The sequence below is a fragment of the Sphingopyxis granuli NBRC 100800 genome (assembly GCF_001591045.1).
Taxonomy (GTDB): domain Bacteria; phylum Pseudomonadota; class Alphaproteobacteria; order Sphingomonadales; family Sphingomonadaceae; genus Sphingopyxis; species Sphingopyxis granuli.
The window spans coordinates 85,876-100,475 of sequence record NZ_BCUA01000002.1; the positions used below are offsets into that span (position 1 = coordinate 85,876).

Annotated in this window: 12 protein-coding genes; 2 read left to right on the forward strand and 10 right to left on the reverse strand. The window is 66.2% G+C overall.

Annotated elements, in window-relative coordinates:
• Window positions 1–111: 111 nt before the first annotated feature.
• From SGR02S_RS01200 to SGR02S_RS01215, 4 genes are all read right to left on the reverse strand, one after another.
• Window positions 112–2,526, reverse strand: a complete 2,415-nt coding sequence (locus tag SGR02S_RS01200; protein WP_067105194.1) for a TonB-dependent receptor — start codon at window positions 2,524–2,526, stop codon at window positions 112–114.
• Window positions 2,527–2,649: 123 nt separating this feature from the next.
• A complete protein-coding gene (locus SGR02S_RS01205) occupies window positions 2,650–4,113 on the reverse strand; it encodes an aldehyde dehydrogenase (RefSeq protein ID WP_067105195.1) in 1,464 nt (487 codons plus the stop codon).
• An 82-nt stretch (window positions 4,114–4,195) separates the two neighbouring features.
• The gene (locus SGR02S_RS01210; protein WP_067105196.1) at window positions 4,196–5,410 is read right to left on the reverse strand and encodes a cytochrome P450; all 1,215 of its coding nucleotides are present in this window, start codon (window positions 5,408–5,410) and stop codon (window positions 4,196–4,198) included.
• Window positions 5,407–5,625, reverse strand: a complete 219-nt coding sequence (locus SGR02S_RS01215; RefSeq protein ID WP_067105197.1) for a ferredoxin — start codon at window positions 5,623–5,625, stop codon at window positions 5,407–5,409. Before SGR02S_RS01215 ends, SGR02S_RS01210 begins: the two co-directional genes overlap by 4 nt.
• Before the next feature lie 173 nt (window positions 5,626–5,798).
• Between SGR02S_RS01215 and SGR02S_RS01220 the strand changes: the two genes are divergently transcribed.
• Complete coding sequence (locus SGR02S_RS01220; RefSeq protein ID WP_067105198.1) at window positions 5,799–7,481, forward strand: GMC family oxidoreductase; 1,683 nt, start codon at window positions 5,799–5,801, stop codon at window positions 7,479–7,481.
• 17 nt (window positions 7,482–7,498) lie between these two features.
• Window positions 7,499–8,563: a phosphotransferase gene (locus SGR02S_RS01225; RefSeq protein ID WP_169799609.1), complete on the forward strand. Its 1,065-nt coding sequence runs from the start codon at window positions 7,499–7,501 to the stop codon at window positions 8,561–8,563.
• Window positions 8,564–8,605: 42 nt separating this feature from the next.
• Here the strand turns inward: SGR02S_RS01225 and SGR02S_RS01230 are convergent, their stop codons facing one another.
• The 6 genes from SGR02S_RS01230 to SGR02S_RS01255 all read right to left on the reverse strand — a co-directional run bounded on the left by SGR02S_RS01230 (window position 8,606) and on the right by SGR02S_RS01255 (window position 14,589).
• Window positions 8,606–10,003: a hypothetical protein gene (locus SGR02S_RS01230; RefSeq protein ID WP_156482910.1), complete on the reverse strand. Its 1,398-nt coding sequence runs from the start codon at window positions 10,001–10,003 to the stop codon at window positions 8,606–8,608.
• 81 nt (window positions 10,004–10,084) lie between these two features.
• Window positions 10,085–10,915, reverse strand: coding sequence for an SDR family NAD(P)-dependent oxidoreductase (locus SGR02S_RS01235; RefSeq protein ID WP_067105201.1), 831 nt, complete (start codon window positions 10,913–10,915; stop codon window positions 10,085–10,087).
• Window positions 10,916–10,937: 22 nt separating this feature from the next.
• Window positions 10,938–11,345 (reverse strand): MaoC/PaaZ C-terminal domain-containing protein, encoded by a 408-nt coding sequence (locus tag SGR02S_RS01240; RefSeq protein ID WP_067105202.1) that lies wholly within the window; start codon window positions 11,343–11,345, stop codon window positions 10,938–10,940.
• Window positions 11,338–11,796 carry a MaoC family dehydratase N-terminal domain-containing protein gene (locus tag SGR02S_RS01245; protein ID WP_067105203.1) on the reverse strand — a complete coding sequence of 153 codons (459 nt, stop codon included), beginning with the start codon at window positions 11,794–11,796 and terminating at the stop codon, window positions 11,338–11,340. Before SGR02S_RS01245 ends, SGR02S_RS01240 begins: the two co-directional genes overlap by 8 nt.
• Entirely contained in the window at window positions 11,793–12,983 is a 1,191-nt protein-coding gene (locus SGR02S_RS01250; protein ID WP_067105204.1) for a lipid-transfer protein, read from the reverse strand. Before SGR02S_RS01250 ends, SGR02S_RS01245 begins: the two co-directional genes overlap by 4 nt.
• 34 nt (window positions 12,984–13,017) lie before the next feature.
• Window positions 13,018–14,589 carry an AMP-binding protein gene (locus SGR02S_RS01255; RefSeq protein ID WP_156482911.1) on the reverse strand — a complete coding sequence of 524 codons (1,572 nt, stop codon included), beginning with the start codon at window positions 14,587–14,589 and terminating at the stop codon, window positions 13,018–13,020.
• Window positions 14,590–14,600: the final 11 nt, after the last annotated feature.

The following is a 14,600-nucleotide window of genomic DNA, read 5'->3' on the forward strand; positions in this document are numbered from 1 at the left end:
GATTCCTTGTCAGCTTGCCACGCCATCCTGCCGCCCGGGCCGCGCCGGGCAACCGAAAAAGGGCGGCCGCCGGAAATCGGGGGCCGCCCGGTCGAGCCGCATCCGGTCGGCCTATTCCCCGCCGAACGACTTGCGGAACGAGATCCCGAACATGCGCGGTTCCCGCGTCACGGCCAGCTGAGGCCCGCCACCGCCGGCGCGGGTCGAGCCCAGTATCTGATATTTCTTGTTGAGCGCGTTCGTCGCGAACAGGGCGATCGTGACGTCGGCCGATTCGATCGTGTAATCGAGGCGCAGGTTGAGCAGCCCGACGTCGCTGCGGACCAGTTCGTCGACGAGCGCGACGGGAAGGGCCTGATCGACGAGGCGGGGGGTCGGCCGGGCGCCGGCGGCCCATGACCAGTCGGCCTGCATCGCGATGCGCGCATTGGGCGCAAAGAACTGATAGCGAGCGTTCAACGTATAGGTCCAGGGCGGATTCGGGAAATGCTCGCCGCTGGCGTCGACGACCTGATTGAGCCGGTTCAGCGCGGTCGGATAGGAGTTATACTTGCCGTCCAGATAGGCCACCGTGCCGCCGAGCGACAGGCCCTGCGCGGGCTGCAGCGTCACATCGGCCTCGAAGCCGCGTATCCGCGCACGCGCGGCGTTGGTCGTCAGCACGGTGTTGACGTTGCCGACCGGAACGATCGCGGTTTCCTGCTTGTTCGAATAGCGCGTCGTATAGGCGGCGATATTGGTGCGCAGCAGGCCGTCCAGCAGCCGTCCCTTCATCCCTACTTCGATCTCGCGTGCCTTTTCCGGCTGGAACGGCGGAGCGATCGGCCGGGTGTCGAAGCCGCCGCCCTTGAAGCCCTGCGAAATCTTCGCATAGAGCAGCACGTCGTCGGTGATCTGGTTGCTGATGCTGGCGAGCCACGACCAGCCTTCGAAGGTCGCCCGGCGCGTGACGGCGCATTGCATCGGATCGGTAACGACGGCGGTCGAGGTCGTGTTGCACTGATAGAGGCCCGTCGAGGGCGCGAAACGATTGTTGAGCTGGGTCAGCCCCTTCGTCTCGCGGTTGTAGCGGAGCCCGCCGGTCAGCGTGATCCGGTCGGACAGCCGCACGTCGTTCTGGGTGAAGATCGACCAGCTGCGGTTGATGATGTCGATCACATGGGTCTGGTTGATCGTATAGGGGTTCCCCTGCACGACGCGGATCTGGTCCGCCCACAGATTGTTCGTCGACGAATCGTCGCCCTTCTCGTCGCTGACGAACCCGCCGACCAGCCAGGTCAGCGGCCCCGCCTCGCCGGTGATGTTCAGTTCCTGCGTGAACAGCCGGTCCTTGACCAGCGCGTACGGCGGGAAATAGTTCGGCCCCGGGCTGTCGGCGCCATAGAGCAGCAGATTGAAGCGGGTGCCGTCGAGGTCCATCTGACGATCGTTCTTGAACCGGCGGAAACCCGAGATCGATTTGATGCTGACCGCGTCGCTGATGTCGTAGGCGATGGTCAGCCCGACCGACACCGCATCGAGATCGTCGAATTGCTTGTCGTTGATGTCGGACGTGAAGAAGTCCGCGGTTCCGCGATTCACCGCGTCCTGCAGAGCGGCGCGTGCCGCCGTGATGCTCGCCGGCAATGTCGGGTCGAGCCCCAGGTCGATCGCGACCTGCTGGTCGGTGTTCGTCATCGGGAGGTAGAAGCGCGGGGTGAGCAGCGGGCCGTTTTCCCGAATGCGCAGGACGTCGGCCTTCAGGCCGATCGACAGATTGCTCGTCGGGTCGAATTGCAGCGACCCCCGAATGTAGGTCTGGTTCTTGTTGCCGCCGACATCCTGACCGGTGATGCGCGATGTCCCGTAGCCGTCGCGGGTCCAGTTCTGAAAGGCGATGCGCGCCGCGAGCTTGTCGTCGACGAGTTCGACATTCATCGCGCCGTTGACCCGGCGGCTGGCATGGTTGCCCAACTCGGCGAAGATATAGCCGTGCTCGCCGTCGTAATCGGCGTTCTTCGAAACGAGGTTGATCGCGCCGCCCGTCGTGTTGCGGCCATAGAGGGTTCCCTGCGGCCCTTTCAGCACCTCGATGCGGTCGAGGTCGAAAAAGGCTGCCGACAGGCCATAGACGCGCGGATAGTTGACGCCGTCGACATAGACGCCGACCGGCTGGTCGAAGGTGAGCTGGATTTCGCTCGCCGCCTGGCCGCGGAGGGTGAAGACCGCGCTGCTGTCCGCCTGAAGGCTCTGCGCCACACGAAGGCCGGGGGTGAAATTGCCGATGTCGAGCGCCGACTTGATCCCGGTTTCCTCGAGCTTCGCGCCCGAAAATGCGGAAACCGCCACCGGCACCTTGCTCAGCGATTCCTCGCGCTTGCGGGCGGTGACGACGATGTCCTGCGAGTCATAGCCATATTGGTCGGCGCGCGCGCCGGCGTCGGTCGGCGCGCTGTCCGCCGGCGATGCAGCCTGGGCCCAGGCCTGCCCACCGGCGAGGCCGAATATCGAGCAGCCCGCAACGAGCGCAACTATCTTGGAACCCATCTTCCGTCCCTCCCATTCGGTGCGGGACTCCCCGCTTCCTTATTTGTTCGACGGATATGTATCGTTACATATGGTATGTGTCAATACTTTATTGAAGCATTCTTAATTCGGCCGAGCGCCCGTTCAGGGCGCCAGAACGACCGTCTTCGTTTCGAGGAACGACCGCAGGCCCTCCGCGCCGCCTTCGCGACCGATTCCCGATCGCTTGAAGCCGCCGAATGCGATGCCGAAATCGGGCCGCGAACCGTTATGCCCGACGCTGCCGGCGCGAATCTGCCGGGCCACGTCGAGGGCGCGGTCGGCGGAAGCGGTGAACACGGCGGCGTTCAGCCCGTACAGGCTGTCGTTCGCGAGCGCGACGGCCTCGCGTTCGTCGGCGCAGGGAATGACCGAAAGCACCGGCCCGAACACCTCCTCGCGCGCGATCGTCATGGCGTTCGATACATGGCCGAACACCGTCGGCGCCACGAAAAAGCCGTCCAGGCCGTTGGAGGGACGCGCGCCGCCGCACGCCAGCGTGGCGCCCTCCGCAACCGCCCCTTCGACATATTGCTCGATCCGCGCGCGCTGCCGCTCGCTCGCCACCGGCCCCATGCCCGTCGCAGGATCGAAGGGATCGGCGACCCGGACGGTTTCGAAAGCCGAACGGAGCGCCTCCACCATGGCATCGTGCCGGTCGCGGCGGACGACCACCCGCGTCAGCGCAGCGCACACCTGGCCGGAGAGGAAGGTGGCGCCGCCGGCGATCGTGGCGGCCGCCTGCCCTATGTCGAAATCGTCGAGAACGATCGCGGCGGACTTCCCCCCCAGCTCGAGCGTGCAGCGCGCGACGCGGGAACCGCACACCGCGCCGATATGCTGGCCTACCTCGGTCGATCCGGTGAACGATATCTTGTCGACCAGCGGGTCGCGCACCAGGGCATCGGACGCGTGCCGGTCAGCGGTGACCATGTTGACCACGCCGCGGGGCAACCCCACCTCGTCGCAGATTTCGGCAAAGATATAGGCGGCGCCCGGCGCTTCCGGCGACGCCTTCAGGACGATCGTGCAGCCGGCGAGAAGCGCCGGCGCGCATTTGTGCATGATCATCGAAACGGGCGCGTTCCAGGGAATGATCGCGGCGACGACGCCGACGGGCTCGCGCAGGAGCAAGGCACGGCCGCCCACGGAGGAGGCGTGCTCCTCGCTGAAGGGAAAGCTGTCGGCGAGGCCGGCATAGGAGCGAAAGCCGTCGGGGATCGAAGGCATGACCCGGTCGGCATGCGTGGTCGTGATGCCCGTCTCCGCGATCCAGAGCGACTTGAGGTCGGCGAGCCGCCCCTCCAGCCGGTCCGCGATCGCGCGAAGATAAGCGGCCCGCTCGTCGTGAGTCATCTGCGTCCAGGGGCCCGCGTCGAATGCCTCCCGCGCCGCCCGCACAGCCAGCGCGATGTCGTCGGTTCCGGCCTCGGCCACCTCCATGAAGACTGTTGCGGTGGCCGCATCCGCGACCGCGATCCGCCGGCCCGTCAAGGCGCGCGTCCACGCCCCGTCGATATAGAGCGCGTCGGGCCGCGCCACGGGGGCGATCCGCCGGTGATCGTTCAAAGGTCGTACTCCGGCCGTTCGGGGGCTCCCGGCAACCCGCGGCAAGCGATCCGGCCGCGCCGGCGCATGGACCGGTCCGGGCTCACCATTCGAGCTGCAGCGTGTCGTGGCCCCAGACGGTGACGACGTTGGGAACGGGCTTGCCGTTCGGCGCCAGCCGGAACTCGGGGATACGCGCGAGCCATTCCTCGAGCGTGAGCGTGATCTCGCGCCGCGCCAGATGCGATCCGATGCAGCGATGCGGCCCCGCCCCGAAGGAGATGTTCCGCGTGCTCAGCCGGTCGATGTTCAGCGTGTTGGCGTCCTCATATTCGGCGGGGTCGCGCGATGCGACGCCGAGCGGCGTGATCACCCTGTCCCCCTTGCGCATGGCGACGCCGTGGAACACCGTGTCCTCGGTCAGATAGCGGCTGGTCACCACCGTGCCGAAGGCGCGGATCAGTTCCTCCACCGCCTCGGGAATTTCGGCCGGCGTCGATCGCAGGCGATTCTGGAGGTCGGGCTGCTCCGCCAATGTCGCGAAGATGAAGCTCAGCGTGGCCGCCACCGTGTCGAGCCCCGCGATATAGAGGAAGAAGCACAGGCCGAGGACAGCATCGTCGTCGAGCGGCCGATCGTCGAGCGTCGCGGTGACCAGATGGCTGATCAGATCGTCGGTCGGCTCGGCGCGGCGGCGGCCGATGATGTCGAGCAGATAGGCCTTGAGCGCATGCGCGGCGCCGGCGCGAACCGCGACATCGTCGCTGTGCATCATCTCGTCCTCCCATTTCCGGAAGGTATCGACCTCTGCCAGCGGCAGCCCCATCAGCCGGAGGAAGACGTTGACGGGCAGTTCGCGGGCATAGGCGGTCATGAATTCGCATCCGCCGCGATGCCGGACCGCCTCGATCAGTTCGATCGCGGATTCGCGCACGCCGGCCTCGATCTCGTCCATGCGCCGCGGCGAAAAGAGCGGGTTGATCAGCTTGCGGTACCGCATGTGATCGGGCGCATCGAGCTCGACGGGCATCAGCGGCCAGCTTTCGCCCAATATGGCCGAGAATCCCGAAATGCCGCGGCTGGAGAAGAGTTCGGATTTCTGGAGGACCTCGCGTTGCAGGTCGGCGCGCGTGACGATCCAGCTTCCGCCGTCGACGTTCCTCAGGTCGTCCGAAAGGTTGAAGAAGATGTCGGGGCCGTCGTGCAGCTTGCTGGCGGCAACGAAGGGGCAGCCGACCGCTTCGGTTTCGCGCGCCAGATCCCAGCGCCGCACCATGTCCGGCGCGATGTCGGGCCGCGACGGGCATCCGCCACTCACCGGCCCGCCTCCGCCTCTTCGCCGTCTTCGACGATGCGGATCGCCCGTTCCGGACAGGCGCGGGCGCCGCGGCGCCCCTCTACCTCATGTCCGGCGGGCACAGGGTTGATCGCCCGTTCGTTGTAACCGTCCGAATTGAGCACGAAGACATGCGGCGCGACCGCGACGCAGCGCGCATGTCCGCTACATTTCCCGACATCGACAATGGCCTTCATGGCTCTCCTCTCCACCAGGCTCCGCCGGCGTTTTCGCCGTTTCGGAAACGGGATTTATCGTAGCATCCCGATTTAGTCTAGAACAATATCGTATTGTGTCATACCTTTTTTTCGGCCAAGGTGATGTGTGAAACGGTCGCGACGGGCGGCCGGGTTGGAACGGGTGCCCGCCGATGGAGCCTGCGGTTGCGGATTATGTGATTGTCGGCGCGGGATCGGCCGGGTGCGTGCTCGCCAACCGGCTGTCCGCCCGCCCCGACGACCGCGTCGTCCTTCTCGAGGCGGGGGGAGACGACCGGCCGCATCGCAACGCCGGGCAGTGGCTGTCGAACCTGATGATCCACGTTCCGGCCGGCTATGCCCAGACGCTCGCGGACCCGAAGGTCAACTGGAACTTCCGCACCGAGCCCGACCCGTCCACCGGAAACCGCGTCTATTCCTGGCCGCGCGGAAAGGTGCTCGGCGGCACATCCTCCATCAACGGCATGATCTATGTCCGTGGCCAGCCGCAGGACTATGACCATTGGCGTCAGCTCGGATGCACCGGCTGGTCGTGGGAGGATGTGCTCCCCTATTTCCGGCGCGCCGAAGACCAGGAGAATGGCGAGGATGAATGGCACGGCGTCGGCGGGCCGCTGCATGTCGGCGACCAGCGCGAAAGATTCGCGGTCGGCGAAGCCTTGCTCGATGCCTGCCGGCAGGCTGGAATACCGCGGCGGGACGACATCAACGGCGCCGAACAGGAAGGCGCGACCTGGTATCAGCAGACCACGCGCAACGGCCGGCGATGCTCCGCCGCGGTCGCCTACCTCCATCCGGTGATGACGCGCCCCAATCTCGACGTGCGGACCAATGCGCTTGCCTTGCGGATACTCTTCGAGGGCGGGCGAGCGGTCGGCGTGGAATATTCGGCGCATGGCGCGATCCACAGGATTCTGGCGCGCCGCGAAATCATCCTCGCCGGGGGCGCGATCAACTCGCCGCAGTTGCTTCAGCTTTCCGGCATCGGCGACGCCAGCCTGCTGAGCGCCCTCGGGATCCGACCCGTTTTCCACAGTCCGCAGGTCGGCCGGAATCTGCAGGATCATTTCGGCGTGGCCACCGCCTTCCGGCTGCGTCCCGGCGTGAAGTCGGTCAACGAGCTGACGCAAGGGATACGGCTTGCGGGCCAGATCGCCCGCTATGCGCTCCGGCGCCGCGGCCTTCTGACCTTCGCGGCGGCGGCGGTCGGCGCCTTCTGCAAGTCACGGCCGGAGCTGGAGACGCCCGATATCCAGTTCCACATCCTGCCCGCGACCGCCGACCTGGCGGCGACGGGGCGCAAGCGGTTCATCGCGATGACGCTCGAACGCCAGCCCGGCATGACCTTTTCCGCCTATTACATGCGGCCGCAATCGCGGGGTTCGGTGACGATCCGGTCGTCCGATCCGCGGGATCATCCCGCCATCGCGCCCAACTATCTGGCCGAGGCCGAGGATCGGTCCGTCACCGTCCAGGGCCTGCGCTGGGCGCGCGCCATCGCGTCGCAACCCGCCCTGCGGCCCTATATCGAGAGCGAATTGCGGCCCGGCGCCGGAATCGAGACCGACGCCGAGCTTCTCGACTATGCCAGATCCAGCGGGACGTCGCTCTATCACCCGGTCGGAACATGCCGGATGGGCGACGACGCCCTCGCCGTGCTCGACCCGCGGCTGCGCGTCCGGGGCGTCGAGGGTCTCCGCGTCGCCGACGCGTCGATCATGCCCCGGCTCATCTCGGGCAACACGAACGCCCCCGCCATCATGATCGGCGAAAAGGCGGCCGACATGATTCTCGCCGACCGCGACGGCCCGGGAAGACCCGGCACGGCGGCATGATTTTCAAGGACGGACAGATGGCAGCATTCGCACTTCCCAAGACGCTCGACGATTTCACCGCCGACTGGATGCAGCAGGCGCTGCGGACCCACGCGCCCGCGGCCAGGGTGCATGCGGCGAAACCCACCCTCGTCATCCAGGGCACCGGGACCAAGATGCTCATGGAAATCGTCGCCGAGGGCGGCACCCCCGACCGCCCCCTGCCCGCATCGGTCTGCGTCAAGGGCGCCTATTCGCCGAACAGCGAATATCTGATGCCGCGGGGCCGCTACATCAACGAGGCGGTCTTTTACAAATCGCTCCAGCCCGAACTCGGCATGCGCTGTCCGCAGGCTTTTTTCGCCGAATTCGACGCGTCCGGCCAGTCGGTCATCGTCATGGAAGACCTTACGCTGCGGGACATCCATTTCAACCTCGCCACCGAAACAGTGGCGGTCGACGCGGTGCGCAGCGGGTTGCGGCAACTGGCGAAAATCCACGCCAGATGGTGGAACGGGGCGTTCCTCAACACCATCACCAGCCTCGGCCCCGCCCTGCCGGGCGGCGGGCACGAAGCGCGGCAGCGCGAGCCGGTGACCTGGGCGAAAATCATGACGCTGCCGCGCGCGGCCCAGCTTCCCGCCTTTGCGCGCGACGTCGCGCGAATGGGCGCGGCGCTCGACAGGCTGCGGCAATCGCATCTGACGGAACCATTCTGCCTGCTCCACGGCGATCCGCATATCGGGAACACCTATATCGACGAGGAGGGAGCGCTGGGCTTCTACGACTGGCAGACGCTGGCGCGCGGGTCGTGGGCGCATGACGTGAACTATCTCGTCGGCTCGACCCTGAGCATCGACGACAGACGGCATTGCGAGCGCGATCTCCTGCAGGACTATCTGACCGAACTGCACGCACTCGGCGGCCCCGCGATCGCGCTGCGGACGGCATGGGAAGACTATATCCTGCACGATGCCTACGGCCTGTTCTTCTGGACCGTGAACCCGGTCGAGATGCAGTCCGAGGAAAACAACATCGCGGTCGCCGGACGATTTGCCGCCGCGGCGGCGGACCACGACTGCCTTGGCGCCCTCGGCGTGTAGCGCGCATGCAGCCTTGCGCCATTACAGGTCGGCCATACCCCGCTAGCGCTCGTCGCGACTGGCCGGGCACCCCATTTTCTCGAACTCCTCGATGCTCATATACTCCCCCCGGGGGAGGTAATCGCCCAGCACCGCCGCCTCATCGCCCGGCAGCTTCGTATTCTGGTTCGCATGGGAGAAACTGGACGAAGGAAGCAAGTTGCGCACATATATATAGGCGTCGTCGAGATGACCTGCCCCGTCGCCGACGGCAGACCATGACAGGAAGCCAACGCCGCATTTCGCGGTCGCGTTCTTGGGACGGTCGCTGTCGAGGCTGCTGACGATCACATAGTTGCGATCGCTATCGATGGGAACCTGCTCGTCGTAAAGGCAGGACGTGGTCCGGGTTGTTGCGATGCTTTCGGTCTGGCAGATCGACCAGTAGCGCAGCTGCCCCTCCGACGACCGCGGGTTGCGGTTGTAGGTTGTCGGCACCGTCGGCAATTTCCCCCGGAACACGAGCACCTTTCCGTAGCGGCGGCTCAAATAGGCAGCGATATAATTGTTGTCGATGTTCGGGTAGAGGCCGCCAGCGCGCGCCGGGGCCGTGGCGGGACGACAGTCGACCCCCGGATTCAGGCTGTACAGGCACGCGGTTCGAAACTTCGGATTATAGAAGGCATGGAATACCGGCGGATTCTGGGCCGGGAAACCATCCGGTGCCCCCGGCCGGTCGCGAAGCGCCGCGTACTGCGCCTTGGTGGGTATCGGGATCGGTACGATCTCCGCCGCGACGTTGAGCGCGGCGCAAGCGGCCTTGCCGGTCATACGGCGTCCATCGGCGAGCACGAGCTCTGGCGTCGGCAGTCCCACGCCGCCGGTCAGGTCTCGGTTCTGGTCGGGAACATACAGACGGAAGATCAGGATTTGCCGATCGCTCGCTGATGCCTTCGCATATAATGTGTTGGATGCCCGATCTGAGGCAGGGACAGCTTCGTTCCGGATTTCCACGGTGAATGATCGATTTTTCTCACCCGTTCGCCGTTCGCCGGGAAGGAAAGGGTTACGCGAGCCCCGGTCGGGGGCAATCTGGTAGTCGGTCAGCGAATCAAGCGCCGCGCCATTTGCTTCATAGGCGCTGACCGATTGGTAGCGGGCATGTGCGTACTGCCCCCTAAGCACGATCTTCGACCCGACCGGCATGGCGATGTTCGCCGACCAATATGCCGCTCCGGTATCGGGGAAACCGACATTGAATCCCGGATTGTCTTTGACATACGGCCCAAACCAGAAACACGCACTGGCGCCCTGTCCGCGCTGCGAATGGAAAGCGGCCATAGCCGATGGGGTGAAGCTGGCGACCGCCAGACCCCCCAGCAATATGGTCAACCCCAGGCGCGACTGCCTGAGTTCGAACCGGCAGCCCGCATGAATGGCTGCGGCTATCGATCTGATCATCATACTGTCCTTTCGAGGTTTGGCAGCGCCACGCGGAATCGATCCTTCACCCTCTTTCTCCCAATGCCCGACCCAGGATGGCTAGAGGCTGACGCCTCCGCCGACCAACAGGATTTCACCGCTGACATAATCGCTCTCCGGCGCGCACATCAGATAGACGCCGCCGGCCGCTTCCTCGGGCAGACCAGCTCGGCCCAGCGGAACCGCGGTCTTCAGCATCTCCAGCATCTGGCGAGGGACGCCCGCCTGGATTTCCTGTCCTTCGATGCCGATGCGCGAATCCGGATCGTCATTGGGTTTGGTCAGCCGCGTCTCGATGAAGCCGAAGGCGACGCAATTCACGCAGACCTTATAGCGCCCCCACTCCTTCGACATCGTCTTGGTCATGCCGATCAGCGCCGATTTGGCGGCCGAATAATTGACCTGTCCGGCATTGCCGTTCGTGCCGGCGATCGACGAGATATTGACGACCTTGCGGATGACCTCGCGGCCTTCTGCCGCCTCCTGCTTAGCGAACAGGCGGATCGGCTCGGCGGCGGCGCGCAGGATGCGGAACGGCGCGACGGTGTGCACGTCCAGCATCGCCTGGAACTGCTCGTCGCTCTGCCGCTGGATCACGGCATCGCGCGTGTAGCCCGCATTGTTGACGATGATATGCAGGCCGCCGAACCGGTCGAGCGCCGTCTGGACGAAGCGCTCACCGAAATCGGGCGCGGTCACATTGCCGATGCACGCCGCCGCGCGGCCGCCCGCGGCCTCGATCGCCGCGATGGTTTCGAGCGCCGGCGCCTCGTCGAGATCGTTGACGACGACGGCCGCGCCTTCCGAAGCCAGCTTCAGCGCGACCGCGCGGCCGATGCCGCGTCCCGATCCCGATACGAGCGCAACCTTGCCTTCCAGTTTCAATGCCATGATATCCGTCTTCCTTGTTGTTTCAAGCGACCGCGACCAGCGCTTCGCCCGCGAGCGTCTGCGTACCGTCGTCGATGAAGGCGGCGATCGCGATGCGCAGGGCGCGCTCGCCGTCCATCTCGATTTCCTCCAGCACCTCGCCGGTGCAGCGGACCGTCGCGTAGAGCGGGGTGATCGCGGTGAACCGCACGTTCCAGCGCCGGATGCGATCCTGCGGCGCCCAGCTGCGCAGCGCCTGCGCAAGATAGGCCATCGACAACATGCCGTGCGCGAAGACGTCGCCCATCCCGGCGTCGTGGGCATAGTCGCTGTCGATATGGAGCCGGACATGATCGTGGCTGGCGCCCGCGAACAATGCGAGGGTGGTGCGATCGATCGGACCGCGAACGAGTTCGGGCAATATGGTGCCCACTGCGAGAGACTCAGCCATTGCGCACCACCGTCACACTTTCCATTTCCGCCACGAGCACGCCGTTCTCGTCGTGCGCCGTGGTGTCCTGAACGACGAATTCCAGTGCCCCGCCCTTCTTGGCGTAGATGTCCCGGGTCGTCGTCACCAAGGTCAGGCGATCGCCCGCGCAGATCGGGCGGTGATAGGTGAAGCTCTGTTCGCCATGCAGAATGCGGCTCATATCGACGCCCATCCCGTTCACCGGATCGAGGACCGCGCCGATTTTCGCGGGGACGGCCATGTTGAGCGAGAAGAGGTAGGTCGGCGGTGCCGGGAGGGCCCGGAACCCGGCGGCCAGCGCGGCCGCATCGTCGAAATAGACGGGGTCGGTTTCCCCGGTCGCCTCCGCGAAGAAGCGCAGGAAGCCGCGCTCGACCTCCACCGTGCGGGGTTCGGACGCCTGCCCGATATGCTTTTCGCGATCGATCATGCCGCGCCGGCCTTTCGGTACAGGGTGACGACGCAGGCGCCGCCCAGCCCGATATTGTGCTGGAGCGCGACGCGCGCGCCTTCGACCTGCCGCCGGTCGGCCGTGCCGCGAAGCTGATGCGTCAGTTCATAGCATTGGGCGAGGCCGGTCGCGCCGAGCGGGTGTCCCTTGGACAACAGGCCGCCCGACGGATTGACGACATGCTTGCCACCATAGCTGTTCTGACCGTCGCGGATGTAGCGCTCGGCGGTCCCTTCCGCGGTCAGGCCGAGCGCCTCATAGGTGATGAGCTCGTTGGGCGTGAAACAGTCGTGCAGTTCCACCACGTCGACGTCGTCGGGCCCGATCGACGCCGCCGCATAGACCTGATCGGCGGCGGCCTTCGACATGTCGTAGCCGACGACGCTCATCATCGATCGGTTTTCGAAGGCGGCGGCAGTGTCGGTCGTCAATGCCTGCGCGACGATTTCCACCGACGCATCGAGACCGTGCCGCGCCGCGAAAGCCGGCGAAACGAGAATCGCCGCGGCCGCGCCGCAGGTCGGCGGGCAGGCCTGGAGCCGCGTGACCGGGCCGTAGAGCGGCTTGGCGGCCATGACTTCTTCCAGCGTCAGCGGATCGCGGAACAGCGCCAGCGGATTGCCCGCCGCGTGCCGCCGCGCCTTCACCGCGATCATCCCGAAAACCTCGTCGCCGATGCCGTAACGCTGCTGATAATCGATGCCGGCGCCGCCGAACTGCTGGGCGGCGAAGGGCACGCCTTCGGCCACGCCCTGAATCTCCTCCTGCACCGACTGGTGCAGGTCCATCACCCGTTTCCGGTCGTTGAAGATCATGCCGATGGCGCCCGGACTCATCTGTTCGAACCCGACGGCGAGGACGCATTCGGCGGCCCCCGACGCCACCATCTGCCGCGCGAGATACAGCGCGGTCGACCCGGTCGAGCAATTGTTGTTGACGTTGACGATCGGGATGCCGGTGATGCCGACGCGGTACAGCGCGGACTGGCCCGCGGTCGAATCAGCATAGACGTAACCGGCATAGGCCTGCTCGACCTGGTCATAGCCGATCCCGGCATCGGCCAGCGCGAGCCGAACCGCCTTTTCGGCCATCACGTCCCAGTCCTCGGCCTGGCTCGGCTTGGTGAAGGGGATCATGCCGACACCGGCAACATGCACATTCTTCATCGGTTCACTTCCTTGGAAAAATGATGGAACTCGGTCAGGAGACGTTGGACGACCGCCCCGCCCAGTGCCGCGCCCGCAACTCGGCCTTCAGCACCTTGCCCGCGGCGGACAGCGGCAGAGCCGGGACGAACTCGAACGATTTCGGGCATTTATAGGCGGCTATGCTGTCCCGGCAGTATGCCCCCAGCTCATCTTCGCCGGCGTCCGTGTCGGGATGGAAGACGACGACGGCATGGACGCGCTCGCCCCAGCGGGCGTCCGGCACCGCGATCACGGCGCACTGCGCGACGGCCGAGTGACTGTCGAGCACGGCTTCGACCTCGGCGGAGTAGACGTTCTCGCCGCCCGAAACGATCATGTCCTTCATCCGGTCGACGACGAACAGCAATCCGCCTTCGTCCAGATATCCGCCGTCGCCGGTGTGCATCCAGCCGTCGGCCAGCGCAGCGGCCGTCGTCTCGGGCTGCTCCCAATAGCCGAGCATGACGCCCGGTCCGCGCACTAGTATCTCGCCGACATCGCCCGCCGCGACGGGGCGGCCGGCCGGGTCGACGATGCGTACCTCGGTGCCGGGGATCGCCCGGCCGGCGCTGCGGTGCTTGCCCGCCCGGCGATTCACGCCCCGGTGCATGTCCGGGGTGAGCAGCGTCGCCGCCGCGGAGGTTTCCGTCATTCCATAGGCCTGGTAGAACTGGGCGTGCGGAGCCGCGGCCGCGATGCGGTCGAGCAACGCCTCCGACATTGGCGAGGCGCCATAGAGAATCCGCTGCACGCCCGACAGCAGGCCCGGATCGAAACCCGGATCGTCGAGGACCATCCGGATCATCGCCGGAACCAGAAAGGCGTCGGTGACGCCCTTGTCGGCGATCAGTCGCGGCGTTTCGGCGGGATGGAAGCCCGGCGCCACGACCGCGGCGCCCCCGGCCAGCATCGTCGACATGAGCGCCGATGCGCCGGCGAGGTGAAAGAGCGGCGCCGCGATGAGCGCGCGACAGCCATCGGGAAACACGCCAAGCGTGCGCACGGTTTGCGAGTTGCCGGCGACGTTCGCTCCGCTGAGCATAACCCCCTTGGCGCGGCCGGTGGTCCCGCCCGTATAGAAAATGCCCCACAGTGCATCGCCGTCCACCTGTTCGGGGGGGACGGGCGCGTGTCCCGAAAACTCGCTGGCCGGTACCCATTCGGGGCGCAGCGCGCCGGACGAAACGACTGGAAGCGAAAGCCCGCTTCGCGCGATCGCGTCCTGCGCCGCCTGTTCGAACCCTTCGCCCACGATCATCAGCGCGGGTCGGCAATCGGCCAGGGCAAAGGCATTTTCCGCCACGCTCCACCGGCAGTTCAACGGCGTCAGCACGGCCCCGATCCAGGGGATCGCCAGATAAAGCTGTACATAGAGGCCGTCGTTCGCCGCCAGGATCGCCACCCGGTCGCCGCGCCCGACACCCAGCGACCGCAACGCGCCGGCGATGCGGGCCGCGCTCTCCAGCGTGCCGCCCCAGTCGAGTTCGGCATGCCGGGTTATGATCGCGGGGCGGTCGGCGCAGCCTGTGACCGCGGCGCGAACCGCGGCCACGCTGCCGCCCCCGTTTTCAACCGACCCGGTCACGCTGCCGATCC

What these genes read in the sequence shown, in the direction of transcription:
- SGR02S_RS01200 (WP_067105194.1), bottom strand. Translation starts at nt 2,526, where the DNA reads ATGGGTTCCAAGATAGTTGCGCTCGTTGCGGGCTGCTCGATATTCGGC.
- SGR02S_RS01215 (WP_067105197.1), bottom strand. Translation starts at nt 5,625, where the DNA reads ATGAAGGCCATTGTCGATGTCGGGAAATGTAGCGGACATGCGCGCTGC.
- SGR02S_RS01220 (WP_067105198.1), top strand. Translation starts at nt 5,799, where the DNA reads ATGGAGCCTGCGGTTGCGGATTATGTGATTGTCGGCGCGGGATCGGCC.
- SGR02S_RS01225 (WP_169799609.1), top strand. Translation starts at nt 7,499, where the DNA reads ATGGCAGCATTCGCACTTCCCAAGACGCTCGACGATTTCACCGCCGAC.
- SGR02S_RS01230 (WP_156482910.1), bottom strand. Translation starts at nt 10,003, where the DNA reads ATGATCAGATCGATAGCCGCAGCCATTCATGCGGGCTGCCGGTTCGAA.
- SGR02S_RS01235 (WP_067105201.1), bottom strand. Translation starts at nt 10,915, where the DNA reads ATGGCATTGAAACTGGAAGGCAAGGTTGCGCTCGTATCGGGATCGGGA.
- SGR02S_RS01240 (WP_067105202.1), bottom strand. Translation starts at nt 11,345, where the DNA reads ATGGCTGAGTCTCTCGCAGTGGGCACCATATTGCCCGAACTCGTTCGC.
- SGR02S_RS01245 (WP_067105203.1), bottom strand. Translation starts at nt 11,796, where the DNA reads ATGATCGATCGCGAAAAGCATATCGGGCAGGCGTCCGAACCCCGCACG.
- SGR02S_RS01250 (WP_067105204.1), bottom strand. Translation starts at nt 12,983, where the DNA reads ATGAAGAATGTGCATGTTGCCGGTGTCGGCATGATCCCCTTCACCAAG.